Source organism: Bacillus siamensis KCTC 13613, from assembly GCF_000262045.1.
In the GTDB taxonomy this organism is placed as follows: Bacteria; Bacillota; Bacilli; order Bacillales; family Bacillaceae; genus Bacillus; species Bacillus siamensis.
Map to the genome: position 1 here is coordinate 109,147 of NZ_AJVF01000015.1, position 21,640 is coordinate 130,786.

General features: G+C 37.4%; 24 protein-coding genes and 8 pseudogenes. 13 read left to right on the top strand and 19 right to left on the bottom strand.

What is annotated here, in order from left to right:
• The first annotated feature begins 55 nt into the window (after positions 1 to 55).
• A complete protein-coding gene (locus Y79_RS0104715) occupies positions 56 to 481 on the top strand; it encodes an SDR family NAD(P)-dependent oxidoreductase (protein ID WP_016936656.1) in 426 nt (141 codons plus the stop codon).
• A gap of 33 nt (positions 482 to 514) precedes the next feature.
• Here Y79_RS0104715 and sprB read toward each other — a convergent pair whose 3' ends face one another.
• The 3 genes and pseudogenes from sprB to Y79_RS1000000121640 all read right to left on the bottom strand — a co-directional run.
• On the bottom strand, positions 515 to 691 hold the full coding sequence (gene sprB, locus Y79_RS1000000121175) for a recombination directionality factor SprB (protein ID WP_016936657.1): 177 nt from the start codon (positions 689 to 691) through the stop codon (positions 515 to 517).
• 2 nt (positions 692 to 693) lie between these two features.
• Positions 694 to 855: pseudogene (locus Y79_RS1000000120640) on the bottom strand (hypothetical protein); the annotation flags it as partial.
• Between the two features lie 300 nt (positions 856 to 1,155).
• Positions 1,156 to 1,263, bottom strand: a pseudogene (locus Y79_RS1000000121640) (hypothetical protein); the annotation flags it as partial.
• A 72-nt stretch (positions 1,264 to 1,335) separates the two neighbouring features.
• Here Y79_RS1000000121640 and Y79_RS1000000121875 point away from each other — a divergent pair.
• Positions 1,336 to 1,572 carry a hypothetical protein gene (locus tag Y79_RS1000000121875; protein WP_016936658.1) on the top strand — a complete coding sequence of 79 codons (237 nt, stop codon included), beginning with the start codon at positions 1,336 to 1,338 and terminating at the stop codon, positions 1,570 to 1,572.
• Between the two features lie 37 nt (positions 1,573 to 1,609).
• On the opposite strand, the gene Y79_RS1000000120340 is transcribed toward Y79_RS1000000121875, so the two are convergent.
• The gene (locus Y79_RS1000000120340; protein WP_016936659.1) at positions 1,610 to 2,077 is read right to left on the bottom strand and encodes a hypothetical protein; all 468 of its coding nucleotides are present in this window, start codon (positions 2,075 to 2,077) and stop codon (positions 1,610 to 1,612) included.
• Between the two features lie 260 nt (positions 2,078 to 2,337).
• Between Y79_RS1000000120340 and Y79_RS0104735 the strand changes: the two genes are divergently transcribed.
• The 4 genes and pseudogenes from Y79_RS0104735 (at position 2,338) to Y79_RS0104745 (ending at position 4,770) form a co-directional block, all read left to right on the top strand.
• Positions 2,338 to 2,766 (top strand): hypothetical protein, encoded by a 429-nt coding sequence (locus tag Y79_RS0104735; protein ID WP_016936660.1) that lies wholly within the window; start codon positions 2,338 to 2,340, stop codon positions 2,764 to 2,766.
• A 74-nt stretch (positions 2,767 to 2,840) separates the two neighbouring features.
• Positions 2,841 to 3,362: a hypothetical protein gene (locus Y79_RS0104740; RefSeq protein ID WP_016936661.1), complete on the top strand. Its 522-nt coding sequence runs from the start codon at positions 2,841 to 2,843 to the stop codon at positions 3,360 to 3,362.
• Between the two features lie 149 nt (positions 3,363 to 3,511).
• Positions 3,512 to 3,619 (top strand): annotated as a pseudogene (locus Y79_RS1000000121880) (ATP-dependent DNA ligase); the annotation flags it as partial.
• 776 nt (positions 3,620 to 4,395) lie between these two features.
• A complete protein-coding gene (locus Y79_RS0104745; protein ID WP_016936662.1) occupies positions 4,396 to 4,770 on the top strand; it encodes a YoqO family protein in 375 nt (124 codons plus the stop codon).
• Positions 4,771 to 4,988: 218 nt separating this feature from the next.
• Here the strand turns inward: Y79_RS0104745 and Y79_RS1000000121885 are convergent.
• A pseudogene (locus Y79_RS1000000121885) lies at positions 4,989 to 5,408 on the bottom strand (YoqH family protein).
• 329 nt (positions 5,409 to 5,737) lie between these two features.
• On the opposite strand from Y79_RS1000000121885, the gene Y79_RS0104750 reads away from it, so the two are divergent.
• The 3 genes and pseudogenes from Y79_RS0104750 to Y79_RS1000000120345 all read left to right on the top strand — a co-directional run bounded on the left by Y79_RS0104750 (position 5,738) and on the right by Y79_RS1000000120345 (position 8,067).
• Entirely contained in the window at positions 5,738 to 6,853 is a 1,116-nt protein-coding gene (locus Y79_RS0104750; RefSeq protein ID WP_016936663.1) for a Rap family tetratricopeptide repeat protein, read from the top strand.
• The gene (gene phrK, locus Y79_RS0104755; RefSeq protein ID WP_016936664.1) at positions 6,850 to 6,972 is read left to right on the top strand and encodes a phosphatase RapK inhibitor PhrK; all 123 of its coding nucleotides are present in this window, start codon (positions 6,850 to 6,852) and stop codon (positions 6,970 to 6,972) included. Before Y79_RS0104750 ends, phrK begins: the two co-directional genes overlap by 4 nt.
• Positions 6,973 to 7,042: 70 nt before the next feature.
• Positions 7,043 to 8,067: pseudogene (locus Y79_RS1000000120345) on the top strand (hypothetical protein).
• A 37-nt stretch (positions 8,068 to 8,104) separates the two neighbouring features.
• Here Y79_RS1000000120345 and Y79_RS0104765 read toward each other — a convergent pair.
• From Y79_RS0104765 to Y79_RS1000000120350, 5 genes and pseudogenes are all read right to left on the bottom strand, one after another.
• A complete protein-coding gene (locus Y79_RS0104765) occupies positions 8,105 to 8,464 on the bottom strand; it encodes a hypothetical protein (RefSeq protein WP_016936665.1) in 360 nt (119 codons plus the stop codon).
• A 5-nt stretch (positions 8,465 to 8,469) separates the two neighbouring features.
• Positions 8,470 to 8,937, bottom strand: a complete 468-nt coding sequence (locus tag Y79_RS0104770) for a DUF4879 domain-containing protein (protein WP_016936666.1) — start codon at positions 8,935 to 8,937, stop codon at positions 8,470 to 8,472.
• 303 nt (positions 8,938 to 9,240) lie between these two features.
• Positions 9,241 to 9,576, bottom strand: coding sequence for a YolC/YozM family protein (locus Y79_RS0104775; RefSeq protein ID WP_016936667.1), 336 nt, complete (start codon positions 9,574 to 9,576; stop codon positions 9,241 to 9,243).
• Between the two features lie 216 nt (positions 9,577 to 9,792).
• The gene (locus tag Y79_RS0104780) at positions 9,793 to 10,248 is read right to left on the bottom strand and encodes a GNAT family N-acetyltransferase (RefSeq protein ID WP_016936668.1); all 456 of its coding nucleotides are present in this window, start codon (positions 10,246 to 10,248) and stop codon (positions 9,793 to 9,795) included.
• A gap of 69 nt (positions 10,249 to 10,317) precedes the next feature.
• Positions 10,318 to 10,908, bottom strand: a pseudogene (locus Y79_RS1000000120350) (T7SS effector LXG polymorphic toxin); the annotation flags it as partial.
• Between the two features lie 172 nt (positions 10,909 to 11,080).
• Here Y79_RS1000000120350 and Y79_RS0104790 point away from each other — a divergent pair.
• Entirely contained in the window at positions 11,081 to 12,046 is a 966-nt protein-coding gene (locus Y79_RS0104790; RefSeq protein WP_016936669.1) for a thermonuclease family protein, read from the top strand.
• Positions 12,047 to 12,171: 125 nt separating this feature from the next.
• Here the strand turns inward: Y79_RS0104790 and Y79_RS0104795 are convergent, their stop codons facing one another.
• Both Y79_RS0104795 and Y79_RS0104800 read right to left on the bottom strand, forming a co-directional pair.
• The gene (locus tag Y79_RS0104795) at positions 12,172 to 12,492 is read right to left on the bottom strand and encodes a hypothetical protein (RefSeq protein ID WP_016936670.1); all 321 of its coding nucleotides are present in this window, start codon (positions 12,490 to 12,492) and stop codon (positions 12,172 to 12,174) included.
• A gap of 23 nt (positions 12,493 to 12,515) precedes the next feature.
• Positions 12,516 to 13,142, bottom strand: a complete 627-nt coding sequence (locus tag Y79_RS0104800) for a hypothetical protein (RefSeq protein ID WP_016936671.1) — start codon at positions 13,140 to 13,142, stop codon at positions 12,516 to 12,518.
• 720 nt (positions 13,143 to 13,862) lie between these two features.
• On the opposite strand from Y79_RS0104800, the pseudogene Y79_RS0104805 reads away from it, so the two are divergent.
• Both Y79_RS0104805 and Y79_RS0104810 read left to right on the top strand, forming a co-directional pair.
• Positions 13,863 to 15,547: pseudogene (locus tag Y79_RS0104805) on the top strand (recombinase family protein).
• A pseudogene (locus tag Y79_RS0104810) lies at positions 15,523 to 16,143 on the top strand (polysaccharide biosynthesis protein); the annotation flags it as partial. The pseudogenes Y79_RS0104805 and Y79_RS0104810, both read left to right, overlap by 25 nt.
• Before the next feature lie 41 nt (positions 16,144 to 16,184).
• Here Y79_RS0104810 and msrB read toward each other — a convergent pair.
• Together msrB and msrA are read right to left on the bottom strand one after the other, a co-directional pair.
• Positions 16,185 to 16,619 carry a peptide-methionine (R)-S-oxide reductase MsrB gene (gene msrB, locus Y79_RS0104815; protein ID WP_016936674.1) on the bottom strand — a complete coding sequence of 145 codons (435 nt, stop codon included), beginning with the start codon at positions 16,617 to 16,619 and terminating at the stop codon, positions 16,185 to 16,187.
• 1 nt (position 16,620) lies between these two features.
• The gene (gene msrA, locus Y79_RS0104820) at positions 16,621 to 17,154 is read right to left on the bottom strand and encodes a peptide-methionine (S)-S-oxide reductase MsrA (protein ID WP_016936675.1); all 534 of its coding nucleotides are present in this window, start codon (positions 17,152 to 17,154) and stop codon (positions 16,621 to 16,623) included.
• Positions 17,155 to 17,287: 133 nt separating this feature from the next.
• Between msrA and Y79_RS0104825 the strand changes: the two genes are divergently transcribed.
• Positions 17,288 to 17,713 carry a MarR family transcriptional regulator gene (locus Y79_RS0104825; protein ID WP_013352592.1) on the top strand — a complete coding sequence of 142 codons (426 nt, stop codon included), beginning with the start codon at positions 17,288 to 17,290 and terminating at the stop codon, positions 17,711 to 17,713.
• Between the two features lie 51 nt (positions 17,714 to 17,764).
• On the opposite strand, the gene Y79_RS0104830 is transcribed toward Y79_RS0104825, so the two are convergent.
• From Y79_RS0104830 to ilvA, 5 genes are all read right to left on the bottom strand, one after another.
• Positions 17,765 to 18,328 carry a YpmS family protein gene (locus Y79_RS0104830; RefSeq protein ID WP_016936676.1) on the bottom strand — a complete coding sequence of 188 codons (564 nt, stop codon included), beginning with the start codon at positions 18,326 to 18,328 and terminating at the stop codon, positions 17,765 to 17,767.
• A 9-nt stretch (positions 18,329 to 18,337) separates the two neighbouring features.
• Positions 18,338 to 19,093 (bottom strand): SGNH/GDSL hydrolase family protein, encoded by a 756-nt coding sequence (locus Y79_RS0104835; RefSeq protein WP_016936677.1) that lies wholly within the window; start codon positions 19,091 to 19,093, stop codon positions 18,338 to 18,340.
• 77 nt (positions 19,094 to 19,170) lie between these two features.
• On the bottom strand, positions 19,171 to 19,752 hold the full coding sequence (locus tag Y79_RS0104840) for an SCO family protein (protein WP_029575231.1): 582 nt from the start codon (positions 19,750 to 19,752) through the stop codon (positions 19,171 to 19,173).
• Between the two features lie 98 nt (positions 19,753 to 19,850).
• A complete protein-coding gene (locus Y79_RS0104845; protein WP_016936679.1) occupies positions 19,851 to 20,102 on the bottom strand; it encodes a DUF2535 family protein in 252 nt (83 codons plus the stop codon).
• 92 nt (positions 20,103 to 20,194) lie between these two features.
• A complete protein-coding gene (gene ilvA / locus Y79_RS0104850; RefSeq protein ID WP_016936680.1) occupies positions 20,195 to 21,463 on the bottom strand; it encodes a threonine ammonia-lyase IlvA in 1,269 nt (422 codons plus the stop codon).
• Between the last annotated feature and the right edge of the window lie 177 nt (positions 21,464 to 21,640).

Genomic DNA, 21,640 nt, shown 5'->3' on the forward strand with positions numbered 1-21,640 from the left:
TGAAATTGTTCAACATATGATGCATGGTAGAGAAACGAGAGTTGGAGGATAAGCCATGCCTAAACAGCAAGCAGTAGAGCTAAAACCATTTTTTCACGATAAAACTGTTCTCGTCACCGGCGGGACAGGGTCAATCGGAAGCCAAATTGTTAAACGCCTTTTGCTCTTAACGCCTAAAGAAGTCATTGTATTCAGCAAAGATGACAGCAAACAATATGTGATGAAACAAAAATACGCGGATGAACAAAGACTGTCATTTGTGCTCGGCGATGTACGTGACTACAGAAGAGTAAACCAAGTGATGAAAGGTGTTGATATTGTCTTTCACGCCGCTGCGCTGAAGCAGGTTCCGACTTGTGAGGATCATCCGTTTGAAGCCATTCAAACCAACCTTATCGGCGGACAAAATGTCGCAGAAGCCGCTTTGCTGCAAGAGGTGGCGCATGTGATTAATATCAGTACCGATAAAGCCGTTTATTAGGATACTGACTACAAACAAATCAAAAAAAGAAGCTTACTCTGCACTCCTTTCCAAAGCAGCCTCCAATAAATGCTGAGCAAATTGTTTATAAAATTCATCTAAATCATTACTTGCTTCATCCTGATTTATATAGCGGATACCGTAATTATCTTTATGGACAACCTTTATTGTTTTCTTCTTTAATTCCTCATAACGTTGGTAAGGTTCCAAAGCTACACCCCCGCTTTCACAGGAGTATTATATGTATGTAATGGTTCGTCTCTTGACTGTTCTTTCTTTATCAAAGCCTCGCAAAGCTTGTTCAAATAATATGTATGGTTTACTTTTTTCTTTATCCAGCGTTCAGTACCGTATGGGAAAGCAGCTTTGTTCACGGTACTCAGTAATTCAAAAATGTGTTATTGGCATCCGCTTTCCTATGGTCTTTTTCAATTACTCTCCAATTATCATTCAGCCTTGGAATATATAAATGTGCCTTCTCATCATCTGAGTCAACAATCCACAAATAAACGTTGTGGCAGGAATGCTTCATATATAGAACCAACGCCAATAAATGCTACTTCTTCACTAGTATCCATTGAACTCTCACCAGCTTTAACACAATCGTCAACAAAAGATAAGCAAATGAAGAATGAGGTCAGATTTGAAGACATTATTTCTGTTCAATATGATATTTCTTCGTGTTTATCTCTAAGCAGTTCAAAATTTATTAAGGATATGTTCAGCTTGTTCTTGAAATACCAGATTGCTTCATCTTGCTCTTTACTTAAAATGTAAATTATTTAATCAAGCACCCGTAAGTATAATGTTTAAGTGTTTTTATATGGAGAAATATGTGTAAGGAGGTGGTTCATTTGGGAAACAATCAAAAAATAACGCTAAACTCTTCTTTCGCGTTATCCACTCTTATTATCTTACTTATTGTATTGTTCCCGGCCTATTCCTCTTGGCTTGTCACAATATTCTTTTTAGGATTTGCACTCATATACACATTTGAAAAAAATAAGAGTAAATCCTCAAAATTAATTGCCATTATTTCATATCCATTGTTTGTTGTAGCATTAGTTTACAGCATAATAAACAGCATATAATAATCCTCCCACCTAAGGGAGGACTATTTTTTATCCTTTACATTTCAGCAACTTTTGGGCCGCCTTTGTCTGTGATGATAAAGCTGTCACTTCCGATTTTTTTCTTTCGATCCTTATCTTCATAAATCGTTACATGGTGCTTTGTCATTAGAGTTGCTCCTGCCATCTTAAATTCCTGCTTATCCTTAAAGTAAACAATTTTATATTCACCTAGAATAATCATGTTAGCTAGTCCAGCTAAATAAGAAGACCATCCCCCTGTTGGCAAATTTAATGCAAATCCTAATGTTTGAACGACTGCAGCAGTCGAATACTTGTCAAACTTGGTATCGCCGTATGTAGTTCCGGCATCTTGCCAATCATCTGCAGTTGTTGAAAAACTTGGATTCTTAATATTTGAGGCGGTCTTAAGTACATTGATTGGTTGGTGGTAGTTGCTTTCAGTATCAGTCCTACTTTGATTGAGCTCTTTGGCATTTACTCCTGCCCCAAAATCACAAAGCAAACCACTTACTATTTAACTTCTTTTTTGTTAAAACTACAGTTTTAATGAATCTTCTCCAGGGCATAAAATGGGCATTCCCAATGAGACTTTCGGTTCTTTTTAAAAAAAGTTGTGTCTCGTATAATAACAAAAGTATGTTTTTAAAATTTTTGTTCCTTCTTTTATAACTGAAAATTCTCAAGGAATATATTGACCTTATTACAAATATTTAATATATTGTAAATATATTAAACTAATGGTTATTTAAGGATGATGAAGAAGTGAAGAAAAAACTTATTTCATTTATCATGGTGTTCACATTAGCTGTGCTGGCTTTATCAGTTGTTTCTCCTGGCTATGCAAGTGCAGCAGAAAGTAAAAAAGCACCTGTAGTTCAAAATAGCGGACAGGCTCCTTTAGCTTCAAATTCTGAAGTACATACACAGGGCATTCCTTTCGCTAAACAAATATTAGTAAAAGCACTTAGGGTTGGTGGCCCCGCTTTAGGAAACCTTATTAAAAAGATCCCTTATAAGTGGGCTCAAAAAGCTGGTGATGCTTGTTCTAAGTGGGGGCACAAAGCGGCGGACGTTATAGATGAACTTACAAATTTCGGAGAAACAGCTGTTACTGTGGCATTAGTGAAAGCCGGAATTCCATTAGCTGATGCTCAGTTAATTGCGAAGGTTGTTGTGTTCTTTTTGGTATAACTATACATTAAAAACAAGAGAGTGAGGCTTACAACCTTCACTCTTTTGTTTTAATTAGGTAAGGAGAGATCACCATGAATCTGCTTTTTATGACGTTATCAATTTATCTTTTATCTCTCATCGTCTTTTTTATTTTTATGTACAGAGGAGAAAAGAAAGAAGCTGCAGAAAAAAACACAAATGAAAAATTTTTATTATCTACAGTAATAGGAGCTTTGGTTTTATCACTAATTCCTACTTTAGTCATAATGGTGATAATCTTATTTACAACAGGATCAGCAAATGTGCTTGTAAGCTTCTTTGAATTAGAAATAGGATTTAATCATATAGTTATTATGAGTGTGTGTATGGTTGTTTATTCTTTTACTTTTGATAATATTTTTGTAGCTGTCGGAAGGCACCTCATTGGAGATAACTTTTTCAAGTTTATATTCGCCTCGTTGTTTAGGTTTTTATTTATTTATATAGTGGGTATCTTATGTTCAATTGGGAATATCGACAATTTTAAACTATCATTAGGATTAACTTTATTTTTTCTTTTGTTAGAATGTATTTTTCCTAATAAGTCTGATCGTACCCAGAATTTAAAATCTTAAGGGCGGACAATCGCTGAGAACTTAATGCATATATAAAAGGTAAAATGTTCAATAAAGCAGGCTTAATGTCTGCTTCATTGAATTAAAACCCCTCTTCATAAAATGCTTTCTCTAAGCAATTCAACTCCTCAAGCTCACACTGAACCTTCCAGCTTTATACTGGTCACAACAATAAAGTAACAAGAAAGTTCCCAGGACTCTCGAATCTTGATATGCTCAATGGTACTGTTTTAGATGGTGAAATCATTGCAGCAGCCCAAGAAAGGAGTGTTTAATTTGAGAAAGTTGTTTAAGTTTATCGTTTGTACCACGGTGACCATTCTTTCTCTGAGCATTATCACTACCGCATCTGCTGAAACCGACAATTATAGGTTTTCAACTAAGCTTACTAGCTCTGCTGAAGGTAAAATCTAAAGCTTTTTGTCTTAACCCTCCTAATTCAAATAGTGGTATAAATCTTACGAAAAACAAATTAACATTTGCTGGACAAGCAACTGGCAATGCATTGTATTCAAGGTAAATCTTCGATAAGCTATTCAATTACAAACAATAAATGATTCCGACATCTATTATTAGTCTGTTGCCTGAAGTGCCATCAATTTTGCTAAAGGCTACTTCTTTATTGTCACCAGCATAAAGCACCTCTTTAATTTATTCATATTGGTAAAGTAATCAGTTTCCTAGTGCTCCAGCTGCATTATGAGTTCGTCCTGTATTTATTGCATTGTATTTAATATCAATAATTTCAATATTATTTGACTCGGCTCTTATGAAACCATTTATTAGTCTATCAATTTCAACCCACTCACCATTGCATTAATCATCTTGGAATAGCCTTATATTTTAATCATTGTCTAACCCTTCTTTTAATAAGCCTGCTTACTTGCTCCCCTTTTTGAGAAGCGAGCATATTTCAACCCCTTTCTTAATGAATCACATTTTAAGTTAACTTTAAACTGCATTATGTTGAGAATATCATCTTTAATTGGTAAGCTGACATCTAAGGAAATACTTATACAAAGCAGGTGATATATTGAACAAAATAATCGGAATGACTGGGTTAATTATCTCCTTACTTGTGCATGAGTTTTCAGCAAGTGATTCATTGACTCAAAAGATCGCCATGGCTTGTCTGTTTTTGTTCTTATTGGTTTATAATTTTGAACATACTAAGGAGTTCTCTAAAAAGTCTCTGGCTATTATAGGCGCTTCCTTTATTGTACTAATGCTTGGAATTTATCAATTGCTCTTTTTTACTGGTGATTACTTTGAAAGTCGCGGTTTAAATTTTGGATTTATCCTTTTACTTGAAATTGTTTTAGTTATTGGATTAGTGACTGCTGCGCTTAGTTTAATTAAGCATATGGCAGACCGCTTAAGGAAAACACCTGATGGTAAAGAGCATTGACTCTTTGCCTTTTTTTAGCTAACCATTTCTTTTTATGCCGTCTTCTATGTACATAATCAAACGCAATATCGACTTTTGCAGACTCTCTTCTGTCAATGATGAATTGATTCAGAACGATTCTTAATTCCTCATCATTTATACCGCTGTGTTTTGCACTCCATCTTAATGAACTCTTCTTCATTTTTTACCAAAACTCGATCCATTACCTTTTTGACACTTTACAAAAGATCCAATCGCATTGCTCTCTTTGATAAGAGCTCTACATTTCTAATACAAGATTGAATATTGTTTGTTAATACACTTGGCCCCTACTTGTGTCTTAGAATTTGAAAGGCGTACTTGCACTATAATATTTGTCATTTCAGCCGATATGGAATCAACCCTCCAGAAATCAGGAGTTTCTCTTCCTTGGGGGTTGGATATAGTTTAAATCGCCAACTGATTTCCCCTGTTCGTTCTCGCAGCACTTGGCGGGTATAACTGCACTTTATAGATTAGTGCCACACCCTGGGCGTTTTTTGTTTTTGATTCACCGGTTCCGAATACTGTGCACTACAAGGCATTGGACTGGCTTTCATTTGAGTTGGAGAGGCAATAACAGCAGCCAGTAAGGGTATAACCAAGATAAATCGTTTCAATTAAATTCCCTCACATTTTTTTGTTAATTTCCCTTACTCCCGCCTTGAATGTTCATCATTGTTAGTGGAGCTACTGGCGCTGCCGGTAAAGATGGAAATCAGCATATGAATTAGCTGTTCAACAAGGATTCACTGGAACATTAGATAAGTGGCTTGCTTCTCTGAAAAAAACAGCAAACTGATCACATCCCTTCTCTAACGAGGAGGGGATTTTTTCGTTTTTCAAATTAGAAAAACCCAAAAGCTCTACATCCTTTTACAATTTTTTCAATGACTATGTTATGATTATTTTCAAGGGATTTTTGAAATTTTCAGAAAGAGGGGTTTGGATGAGCAAGATCGCTTCTGAAGTTGTTGCTACTACACTGAATGATTGGTACATTGCTATAAAAAAACAAAAGGTAATTGAGTCAATAAAATATTACTCAGAGATAAAGAGTCTGTTCGATGACATGGAAGAGGATCAAGAAGTTCTTGCATATTACAGTTTACTAGAAGAAAGACACAAAATGTTGCTGCATTCTTCACGCGGAGAGCCATTACAAAAGCACACTTATTTCACTGAAGAGAATGAAAATTTCATAAAAAGAACGAATGATAAATTGGAATATAACTTTTATTTATTCGAAGCAATGTACGAAGCATACAACAAAAATTATGATCGCGCAATTAACTTATATGGATTAGCTGAGAAAAAGCTTGCAGAAATTCCGGATGAAATTGAAGCAGCTGAATTCTACTCCAAGGTCTCCTACTTATACACTCTTGTTAAACAAAGTATTGTGGCACAACACTATATCAAGAATGCAATTACAATATATAAGCGACACCCTGATTATAAATGCAAACTGGCAACTTCAACAATGATTGCGGCTGCAAACTATTCCGATATGAAACGGTTTGAGGAGTCAGAAGCATATTATTTAGAAGCAATAGAAATTGCACAAGAAACAAAGGATGAATATTTGGAAGCTCAGTTATATCACAACCTTAGTATCGTGTATTCTGATTGGGACAAACCTGATAAGTGTATTAATTCTCTCGAAAAAGCTATTGGAAATGAATCTTGGATGAATTCAAATTATTATATAAATTCTTTATTCATGATGATTAAGGAACTATTTAAAATTGACGAAAAAATGAAAGCCATTAATTTCTACAATAAAGCACAGGAAAGACTCATATTAATGGAGAATAAGATATACGAAGCCAAAATTAGCATTCTATATAACCTTTATTGCGGTGAATTAAAAAACAACTTCAATAATTGCATCCGTTATATTGAGTTTTTAAAACAACAAAATGACCTTGAAAGTGTAGATGAATTGTCCTACATAGCTGCAAAAAGGTTTGAATCAATAGGTGCTTTTGAAGAAGCAACCAGCTTTTTCAATGAAAAAATTTGGGCTGAACAGAAAATGAATCAGGTGGAGGGAATCTTATGAAAAAAATTGTGCTTTGCGTATCTATTTTAACTGTAATTTTAAGTGGGGTAGCTTTAACGCAATTGAGTACAGATTCACCATCTAACATCCAGGTAGCTGAAAGGCCAGTCGGAGGTTGAAAAATTAATTAATTTAGCCCTACTCATATGAGTGGGCTTTTTATTTTATATAAAAGATAAGGAGCGTTATATGAAAAAGTCTTATGTTTTATATGGGATTTCAGGAGTTCTAATTGGTGCATTAGTTATATTGTTAATCAATGCATTCTTTATAAATAAAGGTGAACACTCTGTAAGTACTTCTAAAATTAATCCAACCGAGGATAAAATCTTTTTTATCTATTCAAATCCACTCATCAAGAAAAGCGTACTCATATCCACATCACAAGGAGAAAAATTCAATAAACGATACTTTAAGGTACCGGATATACCATATATCCAGAAAAAAAACCCCTCTTCAGACGATATCGTCTTGTTAGCTGAACATGAACCATATTATTACACATTAAAAAACAACACCATTAAAGAACATAAATTATCCAATCCATTTGCTTTTTGGTATCAAGGAGAGGATATTTCTGTAAAAGCCTATAATGTCGACACCAATGGAAATGAACTGAAAGTAAATGATAAAAAGTTCAATAAAAAATATAGCCTGACTTTGCCCTCCCTAGTAACCATGGGAGAAAGCGATGATAAGTATATTTACGTCATTCAAGGAATGTCTATGTACGTCATTGATAGAAAAACAGAAGAGATTATTAAAACGATTGGATTAGCTTCCTATGGAGATTTATTTGATCACTCTGAAAAATATGTTGTAGCTAGCTCAGAACATGAACTAACTGTAATCGAAAAAGGATCATGGAAATCAAAATTCATAAAATATCCTGATGATCTCAAACAAGCGGACACTGTGTATTACGACAAAAAAAGCGGTAAATTTTACGTTACATATATTAATAAATCCGGATACGCCTGCTTACTTGAGTACGGTAAAGATTTTTCTTTTGAAAAATTCGATTTAAAATTTCCGTATATGAATGCAAAGTTTAAAGATCAAAAACTTTATGTGATTTCACAAGAGGAAAACAAAAAAGGCATTGGTGGCTATATGGGGATTTTTGATATCCGTACTAAAATAAAAAGAAGCTTAATGAATTTGATTTGCCTGAAGAAGAAACAAAAGTGCAAGACTTTATGGTTTTAGATTAAACATAAAGAATAAGCAGGGAGGGGCTTTAATTTTAAATTAAATAGATGTTTTATATGCGTTAATTGCCTGATTTCTCAAAAGCATATTATCTTTCGTAACCATTCCAAGATTGTATGCTTGTTTGATGATATCCAACACTTGATTATCAGTTTCAGTTACAGCTCGTCCACCCGTTATTCTGGACTTCCAGTAATCAAACTGGTAATTTAACTCTGAACTGCTTTTAAGATTTTTATTATCAACTACTTTGCCATTCTCCAGCGCTTCTTTGAATTCAGTAAAACCAATTGAACATTGCTGATTCGAACTAATTCCTGCACCTTCTGTCGCTAAACTGCAAAACGCTAAAAACTTCGGATCTTTCGTGTTATTGTAAGAGTTATTTAGACCTTCCATAACATTCACCCTCTCTCGAATTTTACAACGTTGCTATAAATGATTTTCATGTTTTTCCCAAGACCTTCAACTTGAATCTCATTTGAAGGAAGTTCGTTCATTGGAATTTCAATGTATTTGTCCCATCCTATCACAATTTTGTTTTGTCCAAGTATAGGGTCATATTTGTATATGTTCGCTTCACCTTTGTATAACAAATTTCTCCCATCCTTTGCTTTAATGACGGTCGAATTTGTATAGCCCATAAAACGAACTTTAATATGCAGCTTGTCACCTTTCAAAACATTTGTTGCATTTGGCTTGCTGCTTGTAATAGGCTCCCATATAAAGTCGTTTCCATCCGATGTGACAGAAAGAATCTGAAGACTGTAAAGCGGTGTTGCTTCAACTGCTTTTGCTTTCGATGTGTGAATGGAAAACATCGCTGTAACAGCAAGAAGTGTAACTGTTACTAAACTAAGAACTTTTTTCAATTCCTTAACCTACTTGGTATTATTTCACATGTTATTTATCGGTAATTACAGCGAGATATTTAACTTAAATACAAAAAAAGAACCTATTTCTAACATGGTTCTTTTCGTTTAGGTAACTGTATGAGGTTTTTAACGACATATAAATGGGACTAGTGTATAAAGTTTCCTGTACATTAAAGCATGCTCACTCAAGGGAGTCTTGCTCATCCCCTTTGGAAATGAAACCATTGAAATGATTTGCAAAACTTTGTTTATGAATAAAACCATTATTTTTATTTGGTTTCGATAAGCATCTTCAATGTATTAATATGCTTTATTACTTCCCAAATACTTTTCATGCTGTCTTTCTAAAATATTAATATCCTTTTTAAGGATCTCAACTTTATATTCTTCTTTGGCTTCCTCAGATAAATTGTCGTTTAAATAGCGCCGTAATTCTTCTTCACTTTTTGTTTTATCCATACCAATTGATATGACTGGGTCTGTTTCTCCAATCCCATAGCTAAATAAGCCAAATTCATCCCATGCACTTTGTAATACTTCCTCAGTGGATCTTTGATTTTTAAGAGGATGTGAACCTATGCTATACATGAGCACAGAACAAACAATAATCAAGACTCCAATTAATTTCTTTTTCATTGTCTCATCCTTTTTATTTCGATAATACCACAAAAACACAAAATAGAAATTATTTTCTATAAACTAACAGTATCTTATTTCATTACAGACTGGTTTTGAGAGGATAAATGCTAATACGCCTCTTAAATAACGACTCTAATTAGATTAGCATAAGATACGGTCTGTCACCGTTTGTGAAAGTAACCTCCCATACATTCACCATAATTCTCGTGAATTTTATTTTAATTCTTTTAGGAGTTTTACATATTCACCATATTCATCTTCACCAAGAAATAATACGGTTGTAAAACCCTTCTTTTCATATAGATGCCTTGCGTTTAAGTTATCTGTATCTACACCGAGTGTTATTTCCTCATATCCAAGTTGTTGAGCATAATCAATCAAATAATCAACAATAATGCCACCTATCCCCCGATTTCGATATCCTTCTTTAACAATCATACGAGAAAGATAAACGCGTTTATTCAGAATGGTATAATCTGGGTCATCGTTTCGAAAAACTAACGATCCTTCTCCTATAAACTCGTCATTCACTAAGTAAATAAAAGTAATTCTGTTGCCGCTTACTAATTCGTCATAAAACACCTTAGCCATTTTCTTTTCCATGTCCCAAATATTATTACACTTATTGTAGTCTTCGGGTTTTAATTTCTTTATTTGGTACGAAACCATAACCTCTCCTCCTCTCTTTTAAAGAATTTCCGGCATAAAATACCGACCTCGCTGTGCAGGGGTTACGCTTTTTCGCTTTCTCTGTTCCGTGTTGAAGCTGTTGAAAATCGGCCTGGATGAACTGTCGTTCGCTTCGGTTTCTGCGTATTCCTTCGTTAGATCATGATCGAGCTTTCCAAGCTTGTGTATGGTATTGTCCCGTTTCTTATCTGCTGAATCCAGCTTTTGATCGACATCCTCTGTCGAGAAAACATCAAGATGAACAATATCGCTTATCTCATTAAGAATATCCCTCATTTCATTCAGCTGCTCTTGCATGATGGCTTTTGATTTATTCTTCGCATAAATCAGCTCATGTTCTAAAAATGACTCTTCCACAAACGAATCGGCAAATCCCGCATCAGTTACTTTTCCAGAAAGACTGTTAAGAAAAACAATCTTCATATCGATCAGATCAAGCCAGCTGTCTGTGACACTAGCGTGATCTTGAAAGAATGCTTTGATGTTATCAGCACCTTTGCCCGAAAACTCACTGTCATCTAGATCAGCCATTCCCTGAAATGCTTTTCTGAGATTGATAAATTGTTCTCTAATCTGATCGTATTCTTTTGCCCGATTTTTTGCCGCTGAAATAAACGAGTCTGCTTCAAATACCTTCATTTACGTCTCCTTTCCACTTAATCTTATCTGATTTTTACCATAGTTTTAGATTCTTCGATTTTCAAAATCAGATGTTTACCTAAAATCAAATTTACAATATTCGGTTTTATATTCATAATCAGGAAGGTTTGTCCGATATAGAGACAGAAAAAACAAATTTGGGGGAATTACATTGAAGAAATGGTTGTTAGGTATTAGCGCATTATCTCTAAGCTTTTCTTTGGCGGCATGTGGGTCTGATTCTGCTTCTACAGATAAAACAGATTCAGACAAAGCTAAAACAACGCAGCAAGAAGAAAAGAATGCAAAAGAGACAAAGACCGACACTCAATCAAACGACAAAAGTACTAATGACAAGAATGAAAAAGTCGAAAATGCTTCAAAGAAGGATTCGTCGGATAAAAAGACATCTGACAATAAGAAAAAGCTGGTCGATGTAACACTAAACAGAACGGTTGACGGAGACACGATTAAAGTTAACTATAAAGGCGAAGTCAAAACTGTTCGTTATTTACTTATTGACACGCCTAAAATTAAGAAGCCAAACTCTTGCGTACAACCATATGGTGAGGATGCTTCAGCAAGAAACAAACAGCTGGTGAACAATGGTAAGCTACAATTAGAATTTGATAAAGGTGACCGTACTGATAAGTATGGAAGAATGCTGGCTTACGTTTATGCAGATGGCAAATCAGTACAAGAAACACTGCTTAAAGAAGGATTAGCACGAGTAGCTTATGTGTATGAGCCAAACACGAAGTATTTAGACACATATAAGAAAGATGAGCAGGCTGCGAAAGATAAGGACTTGAAGATTTGGAGTAAAAATGGCTATGCAACTGATAAAGGATTTAATGGCTGCGTAACGAAACCGAAGCAATCAGTAAGTGTATCTAAGCCGGCTCAAAAGTCAGTTACAACACACCAATCCGAGACACATCAATCGAACTCAAGCAGTTCAGCATCAAGCAGCTCTTCTAACTCTGCACAAGCTTCCCCTTCTGCCGGGGGAACTGAACACTTTGCAAACTGCACAGAGCTGAGGAAGAAATATCCGCATGGTGTACTAAGCACTCACCCTGCTTATACATCTAAAATGGATCGGGATAATGACAACTTTGCATGTGAGAAGAATTAATTATTTTGAAGTCCTCTGGGGCTTCTTTTTTTATTTGGATACATTCAAAAACCACAGAGCGTGTGAGGGACTCTGTGGTCTATAGTGGCTGATTAAACCCCTATGATACATCAATTAGGATTTTATCAAAATTTTTCTTTTAAAGATAACATCATCTCCGTCTCAAATAATGCCTGCAGCAGTTCATCTATATTAATTTCCCCCTGCCTGTGATTATGCTTTTCATAAGTACGAATAATCTCTTCATATTCTGATCGATGCTCTCCTTTAAGAGAGCTAATTCCAAGCTCTTCACCATATCGGTTAATGAATAATTGCTTACTCATTTCTTTCGCTTTATCATTTTCATAATTACAAAATGCAGCTGACAACTGGACGAGAAAAGTTTCATCTTCAGAATTTAGGTTATTCTCGTTACACCAGTCTACAAAACGATTTCCAGTCATGTTATCACCTTTAATTTTAAAATTTAAAGAACAAGATAATCTGCAGCAAGGATGATATATTCTACTGCCATGCCAATTGTTTCAGCAACTCCTGCCCCAACAGCACCTTTAATTGCTGGTGGGATTTGTTTTCTTGCCATAGCAGCAACCTCTTTAGGAGCTCCGGTTATATCTTCGAGAACTTTACAAATTTTGTTTGTATTTTTAATAATCTTATTTACCGTAGATTTTCCGAACATTGTGCCTAATATGTCTTTTGCCCAAGCATTATTTGCCAGTCCTCTAATAACCTTAATCGCTTCTTTAGCGGCAGCGCTTTTAGCTCCCATAGTACTCATTTGATCTTGTGAACTACCATTTTCGAGACCTTTTAATTCTTCGGCCGCATTTAAAATACCTTTTTCTTTAACTGCCGGGACTGAGTATTCTTTAGCAAGTTTTTGAAGCTCGGTTGGATTATAAGTAAATTGCATGTCCTGTTTAGAAGTACTCGCTTTTTTCACTTCTGAGGCCGAAGCTCCAACAGTCGGGATGGCTATAACCGCTGCTAGCAACATAAAAAGAATTTTAGCAAATAGGCTTTTCAATTTGAACTCTCCTTTATCCCTAATTTTATTGTTTAACACATTGAACACCATACCATAAAACATTTATATTTTTTCCTGTTATTATTATATTCGTTTAAAAAAGGTAAGGCAGTCCTACGTTTGAAACCGTTCAGAAATCACTACGGTGAACAAATATTTATTCACAATTTAAGATATATTTACTACACAAAAAAGACTGTTCTCAAAAACAGTCTTAGATGCTTTTAGAATTAATGCATCCGTTAATATATCTAATTCTTATTCTGATTTTTAAACGCCAAGTGCTCAATTCCTTGATCCTTAAAAACTTGACGGATATAGGGAGGCGAATAGGCATATTTCCGGTCAACTTTTTTTAGACTCATTTTTTTATTGAAATGCAAATCGTATAGCAGATCAAAGTCCTTTGCTCTCACCTCTTTGACAATTCAGGGTAAGAAAGCTTGTCCACTTTTTTTGCCTTAAATAGATTCAGAATACTCCAGTCTGGGATATTAAGTTCCTTTGATATGTCCCCCACCGTTTTAAGTTCTTTGCTTATTTTATTTAGTGTTCAAGTTATAGTTTCTCTTAAGCGCTTCCATATAAGGATTAAATGAACAAAATAAAAACCCTGTTAATGACAGTCGGCGTTTAATTAAAAAATGAATACGATTAGAATGGATCTCAAAGAATACAGCCCTTACAATTTATTAGGCTATTTTCGTATTCAATGTCAGACAGAATATTGTACGAATACTTCTGTTTTTACAGTAAATACAATAAAGAGGAGGTGCTGATTTTTTGGAGTTAAAAAACATCGTTAATTCTTACAACATTACAAATATTTTGGGTTATCTTAGACGCTCTCGTCAGGATATGGAGCGAGAAAAAAGAACAGGCGAAGATACGCTAACTGAACAAAAAGAACTCATGAATAAAATACTGAAGTCGATTGAAATCCCCTATGAATTAAAAATGGAAATCGGGTCAGGAGAAAGCATTGAGGGTCGCCCTGTTTTTAAAGAATGTCTTAAAGACCTCGAGGAAGGCAAGTACCAGGCAATTGCTGTTAAAGAATTAACAAGACTCAGCCGCGGTAGCTACAGTGATGCTGGACAAATAGTTAACCTTCTTCAAAGCAAGCGATTGATTATCATTACACCATATAAAGTCTATGACCCTCGAAATCCTGCAGACATGCGTCAGATTCGTTTTGAATTATTTATGGCCAGAGAAGAATTTGAAATGACCAGAGAGCGTATGACAGGGGCTAAATACACATATGCGGCACAAGGGAAGTGGATTTCCGGACTAGCGCCTTTTGGATACAGGTTAAACAAAAAAACATCCAAACTAGTCCCCGTCGAGGAAGAAGCAAAAGTCGTTCAATTCATCTTTAACATCTTTTTAAATGGATTGAATGGAAAAGATTATAGTTATACAGCGATTGCTTCTCACTTAACAAAATTACAAATACCTACTCCATCAGGAAAAAAGCGCTGGAATCAATACACAATTAAAGCAATTCTGCAAAACGAAGCGTATATCGGAACTGTTAAATATAAGGTTAGAGAAAAAACAAAAGACGGTAAACGAACAATTAGACCTGAAAAGGAACAAATTGTAGTACCGGATGCACATGCCCCCATAATAGATCAAGAACAATTTCAACAATCACAAGAGAAAATTGCAAACAAAGTCCCCCTGCTGCCTAATAAAAATACATTGGAATTAAGTGAATTGGCAGGCGTATGCACTTGTTCCAAGTGCGGTGAACCATTATCTAAATACGAAACTAAGCGAACGCGTGAAAATAAAAACGGCACCAAAAGTGTCTATCACGTTAAATCACTCACTTGCAAAAAGAATAAATGTACGTATGTGAGATATAACGATGTTGAAAATGCCATTCTGGATTACCTCTCTTCTTTAAACAACTTAGATAATAAGACTTTAACAAAACATATCATTTCAATGATTTCTAAATACGAAGACGGAAATAATAATGTGAAAACAAAGAAGCAAATATGTGAACATCTTTCACAAAAAGAACAAGAATTAAAAAACAAAGAGAATTTTATCTTCGAGAAATATGAAAGCGGCATTTACACTGATGAACTTTTTTTGAAAAGAAAAGCTGTTTTAGATGAAGAATTTGCAGAACTCCAGATTGCCAAGAATGAGGTCAATGGAACTCAGGAAGCGCAAACAGAAATAGACAGTAATACAGTCAGAAACAACATCAATAAGATAATTGATCAATATCACATTGAATCAAGCACAGAGAAAAAGAACGCGCTATTAAGAATGGTCTTCAAAGATGTTATCGTTAATATGACACAAAAAAGAAAAGGGCCAATTCCAGCTCAGTTTGAAATCACCCCCATCCTAAGGTTTAATTTTTCGTTTTCGATCTCACCGTCACTGATAGTCCCTCAAAATGCAGTAAATATCTTAAAAAACCGATAAAGCCGTTTCTCCGGTAAACACAATGGGAGCTACGAAGCTGTTGTCCGAGAAGCTGTTTCATCAGGCTAATCATCATGTTCAAAACCGCGGTACGGTGTTTTGTTCGGTCCGCTTCGGCAATGTCCTCGGTTCACGCGGTTCTGTTATTCCTATATTATTTGAACAGCTGATGGATGGCGGCCCGCTCACCATTACGGATAAAAATATGACGAGGTTTTTTATGTCGATTGATGACGCAGCAATGCTTACCCTGCAATCTGCGGCGATTACAAAGGGCGGAGAAACGTTTATTTTTAAAATGGAGTCCCTGAGGCTTGAAGAACTGCTTCACGGGTTTGAGGAATATGCGATCCGGCACGGACTGCCGCGCCCCGCCGCTGTTGAAGTAGGAAAACGCCCCGGGGAGAAACTTCACGAAGAACTGACCTCTCCTCATGAAACGGAATCTTTATATGAATGGGGCAATCTTTACGCGATATTGCCGGACCCCGCCAAACACCCTGAATTCAGGAAGGTCAATCTCCCCAGATATCAATCCGATCAAGCGCCGCTCATCACAACAGACACAGTCGTAAAGATAATTGAACGATTACATGAAGAAAAAAAAGCATAGAAAAAAGGCCTGTCTAAATCGGCAGGCCTCATTGCTGAGCTCTATTTCTCAAATAAATGCTGATAGGTTTCATAGCCTTCTTCCTTCAGCTTATCCTTCGGAATAAAACGGAGTGCCGCAGAGTTAATGCAATAACGGAGACCGGTCGGCCCAGGGCCGTCATTAAAAACGTGGCCCAAGTGGGAGTCCGCTGTTTTGCTTCTCACTTCCGTCCGGACCATCCCGTGGCTCGTGTCCAGTTTTTCGTCAACCTCTTCTTCCTCAATCGGTTTGGTAAAACTCGGCCATCCGCAATGAGAATCGAATTTATCCAGAGAAGTAAACAGGGGTTTTCCTGAAATGATATCAACATAAAGCCCCTCTTCTTTGTGATCCCAAAATTCATTTTGAAATGGCGGCTCTGTTCCGTTGTTTTGCGTGACTTCGTATTGCATGCGGTTTAATGATTTGATTTTTTCTTCTTTATTTAGAGCCATCCTATCTGTCCCTCCAATGTTCATCCAGAAATCCTTGACGTCCGGAGCCTACACGGTAGCGCCCGTAGTGATCAGGATTTTTCTTATAAAAATGCTGATGATAGCCTTCCGCTTCATAAAAAGGCTCAGCCTTTAAAATGTCTGTCACGATCGGCTTTTTAAAGATGCCGCTGTCTTCAAGCCGTTTTTTTGAGGCTTCAGCTATCTCTTTTTGTTCATCATTATGGTAATAAATCGCCGCCCGATATGAACTGCCGCGGTCCGCAAACTGGCCGCCTGCGTCAGTCGGGTCGATCTGCTGCCAAAACAGCTCGACAAGCTTTTCATACGGGAAAATGTCTGGTTGAAATGTGATTTGAACGGCTTCCCTGTGGCCGGTCGTTTCACTGCACACTTCTTCGTAAGTCGGATTCTCAGTATGGCCTCCTGTATAGCCGGACACCACTCTTTCAATTCCAGGCTGTTCGTCAAACGGCTTCACCATGCACCAAAAACAGCCGCCTGCAAATGTGGCGATTTCTTTTTTTTCTGACATACGGGTGCCCTCCTTTGTTCATACGTGGTATTATTATATTATAGCATGTATAAACAGAATAAAAATAATTCTGCTTTCTTCAGGGGAAGCATAAGCCGAATACCGCGCTGACTACATATTGGAGGTTCATGATTTGAAAGTAAGAACACAAATGATGTATGATATGGAAGCTTTGCTTCGAAAAGTGTTTAAACAAATCAGAAATGAAGTTAATGAAATTCTAGATAAAGAGCTGTCCAGGAACGAATTCACCATTTTACGGATTCTCAGTGAACAAGGCCCTAAAAAAGTTACGGAATTCGCTCCCATTCTTGAGGTCTCCGCAAGCCACATTACCGCAGTGACCGACGCTTTAGTAGAAAAGGAATGGATCACCCGCATCCGTTCTAAAGAGGACAGACGAATTATCAGAATCCATATTACGGAAGACGGGGAGAAAATTGTCGATCATTTCAACCAGAAAAAAACTGAATACTTTTTTAAACGGTTTGACTGCTACTCTGATGAAGAGCTCGCAACGTTAATCAAACTGTTCAGCAAGCTGGATAAAAAACGCTGAAACGTAAAAAACACAAATCCCAGAAAGGATCTGTGTTTTTTTTATGAAAACTTATTGCTTCGGATGATAATAGGAAAATTCAATTTCATCCGTGTCGAGATTGATTTTATCAGCCTTAACATACATACCGTTGTCTAATGGCATTTCCGACAGACGGACCTCAATGCTTTTATCACTTGGATGAACGTGCACAAATGACGGCAGTTCGTAAAAGCTGTCCATATAATTCAGCACAAAGCTGATCGGAAGACTTAATTCACCTAATGAAAACTTCGTCACTTTCAGAACCACATCTCCGTTCTTTTGTACGGACGGTTCAAATGTGACAACCGCATTAATGGATGTTGAGAACGCCTTGATTTTACCGGCTACGTGCACGTCGTTATTGATGTCCACTTTGTAGTCAAGCTGATTCGATGCCTTCTCTTTTAAGTACGAATTCACAAACCTGGCAAGTGATTCTTTGGAGCTGGTGATATGAAAGCCGTACTCGCTTTTTGTCTCATCTTGTATTTTCGCCTGTTCTCCCGGCATAACCATCAATGTCACGATTACCGCGGCGGCAATCACATTGAGTGCAAGAAGAATAAAAAACAGCGATTTCCATTTCTTCATCATTTCACCCTATTCTGCTGGTAACCCTTGTTTTTCAATAGTGCCGTACAATCGATCGGCGATGAGTGCATACCCTTTTGCATTCGGATGAAAATCATCATCCTTTGAAATGCGGCTGCTGCCGCTTTTTTGACTGAACAAGTCTTCAACATTCACCGCGGCGGCGTGAGGATCTTTTTTCAGCTCTTTTGCGGCGATCTGGTTCCAATCAGTCACAACCCCGTTAATCTCTTTTAACTCAGGCAGCGTAAATGTGAACGGATTGTACATGCTGACATACACCAGCTCAGCGTTTTGATTGTATTTGCGTATTTTTGAAATGATCGCCTTGAACCGTTTTTCAAAAGGTTTCTCTTCCTTTTGGAACGGCTGAACCGTCAGCTGCATAACGTTCTGGCGGAGCACCTTCATTAAATCATTACCGCCGATGGTAAAAAAGATATAATCGGCGCCCTTCAATGATTTCTGCACTTTTTTATCATCAAGCTTTTTAAGCAGGTCAGACGTCTTGTCGCCCTGCACCGCATAATTTTTAATATCTACCGTTTTCACATGTCCCTTTTTCTTAAGGGAATCCGCCACCTTGCCGACGTATCCTGAACCGTCAGAATCTCCTACTCCTTCAGTCAATGAATCTCCGACCGCAGCTATGACAATATGATCTTTCGTTTTCGGTTCTTCAGCATCAGAACCGGTGCGCTGGACAGAACAAGCTGATAAAAGCAAGGCCAGTCCGGCGATCAATGAGAACATTCGCAGCTTCAATCTGGTTGCTCCTTCCCCGTCTACTAGTGGAAAGTGTAACATGTTTTTTCAGATTTGAAAATGTCTAATCTGCCAGTTTACTTGAGCTTCTCAGCCGCTTTGACATCTGAGAGGATGTCATCATACGGAACTTTCTGCACGCCGTCATAATCTTTAAGCACCTTGCCGTCAGGTCCGACTAAATAAAAAGAAGTTTTATGTATGACCTGATCTTCCCCCTTCGGCTTGTTGACGATTGCTTTAAAGCTGTTCAGCGCAAAATCTTCAATGTCCTTTTGGCTGTAACCGGTCAGAAAATCCCAGTTGCGAAGTGAGAGCGGATATTTGGAAGCAAATGCTTTCAGCTGTTTAGGCGTATCATTTTCAGGATCTACACTGAACGACACAATCCGCACATCCGGGTTCTCAGCCTTCAGTCTTTTTTGCAGTTCAGTCATATGGGCTGTCATCGGCGGACAGACGGAATTACAATTTGTAAACATAAAATCCGCAATCCAGACATGCCCCTTCAGGCTTTTCAGTGACACTGTTTTTCCGTCTTGGTTCTGATATGAAAACGGCTCAATCTGATAGTTCAGCGGGTCTTTTATCGTCTTCCCCCCGCAGGCGCACAAGAGCAGCAAACAGATGACGGCAGCGAAGCTTTTCATTTTTTTCATTTCCATTCCCCCCATGGATAAAACGCTTACAGCATTCATCATAAAAAAATCCCCGCACCCTCCCTTATCAAAAGGAGGGCGCTAAGGAATGCGCGCCGTCATGCGTTATGTTTTAATATCTCTTGGTTGAAAACGGCCTCGTAATCTTTCCACTTCATACGGCGCTTAACATATTGTCGGAATGAATACACTGTTCTCACACTTCGTGAAGCAAAAACTTCTCTCAAATAAAGCTCAAGGTGCCGATGAATTTGAAAAAAATAATGTTCACCTTTCGTGACAACCGGTATTTCTGTCACTTTCACCTGAATCCCGTCCTGTCGTTTGAACTCTAGGCTTTTGAGTAACAAGATATCAATCCTTCTTTTTCGATTGTTTTCTTTTTATTATATACAATCTGAGAAAGCGTGTCTGTCATTTTGCGCGGCCGTTCTAAAAAAAGTCAGATTAACAGGTGGAACAGGTCCTGATCTTTATTCACTTCTACGTAATGAAATCCTTTTTGGTCCATCCGGGCAATGAGCGCGCCGTAATCTTCCCGATGTTTCAGCTCAATACCGACCAATGCAGGTCCGCTGCTTTTATTATTTTTTTTCGTATATTCAAATCGGGTGATGTCATCATCAGGCCCGAGCACTTCATCAAGGTATTCGCGAAGCGCTCCCGCCCTTTGCGGGAAATTAACGATAAAATAGTGCTGCAGCCCCTCATAAATCATGGAGCGTTCCTTCATCTCCTGCATTCTGCCGATGTCGTTATTCCCTCCGCTGACCACACAGATGACGTTTTTTCCTTTAATCTCTTCCTTGTACAGATCAAGTGCCGACACGGACAATGCTCCCGCCGGCTCAGCTACGATGGCGCATTGATTGTATAATTCGAGAATTGTGCTGCACACTTTTCCTTCCGGGACAAGAAGAATGTCATCAACTACGGTTTCAAGCGTCTGAAAAGTTTCCGCGCCGATTTTTTTTACAGCCGCCCCGTCAACAAATTTATCGATTTTCTCAAGTTCAATGACTTGTCCGGCTTTTTTCGATTCAAAATATGTAGCTGCGCCCTTCGGCTCCACCGCTATGATTTTTGTTTCCGGCGAAATGTTTTTCATGTACGTGCCGAGACCGGAAAGGAGTCCTCCTCCCCCTACACTCGCAAAGAGGAAATGCGGCTCAACGTCAATGTCATTTAAAATTTCAATGGCAGCCGTTCCCTGCCCCGCCATGACGTCCGGATCGTCAAACGGATGAATAAACGTGCGGTTTTCCTTTTCACAGCATTCCGCAGAACTCTTATATGCATCATCGAAAGTGTCACCCGTCAATATGATTTCAACAAATTCTTTTCCGAACAGCTCCACTTGAGATACCTTTTGTCTCGGTGTGGTTGACGGCATAAAAATCTTGCCGTGAATGCCGAGATGTTTGCATGAGAACGCAACCCCCTGCGCGTGGTTTCCCGCACTGGCGCAGACAATTCCGTTTTCAGTCTGCTCTTTTGAGAGCTGTCTCATTTTATTATAAGCCCCTCTGAGCTTAAATGATCTGACCACCTGAAGGTCTTCTCTTTTCAAATAGATATTGCAGTCATATCTCTCAGAAAGTCTGTCATTCCTCTGCAAAGGCGTATGTATCACAACGTCCTTTACGTTTTGGTGCGCTTTTAAAATGTCTTTTACCTGGATGAGAGAGTCTTCTTTAAGTAACGGTTTCATTTACAGAGTCCTTTCTTATTTAAATCCCTATTTAATATGCCATTATAACATGAATATTCAAATAATAAGATAATTATTTGAATTTCGTAAATAAAATTAAATAAACCGATTCATAAGAAAAAGATATTTTCAAAGGTGAAAACATGTTATACTTAAACCAATTAGAACCAAAAGGAG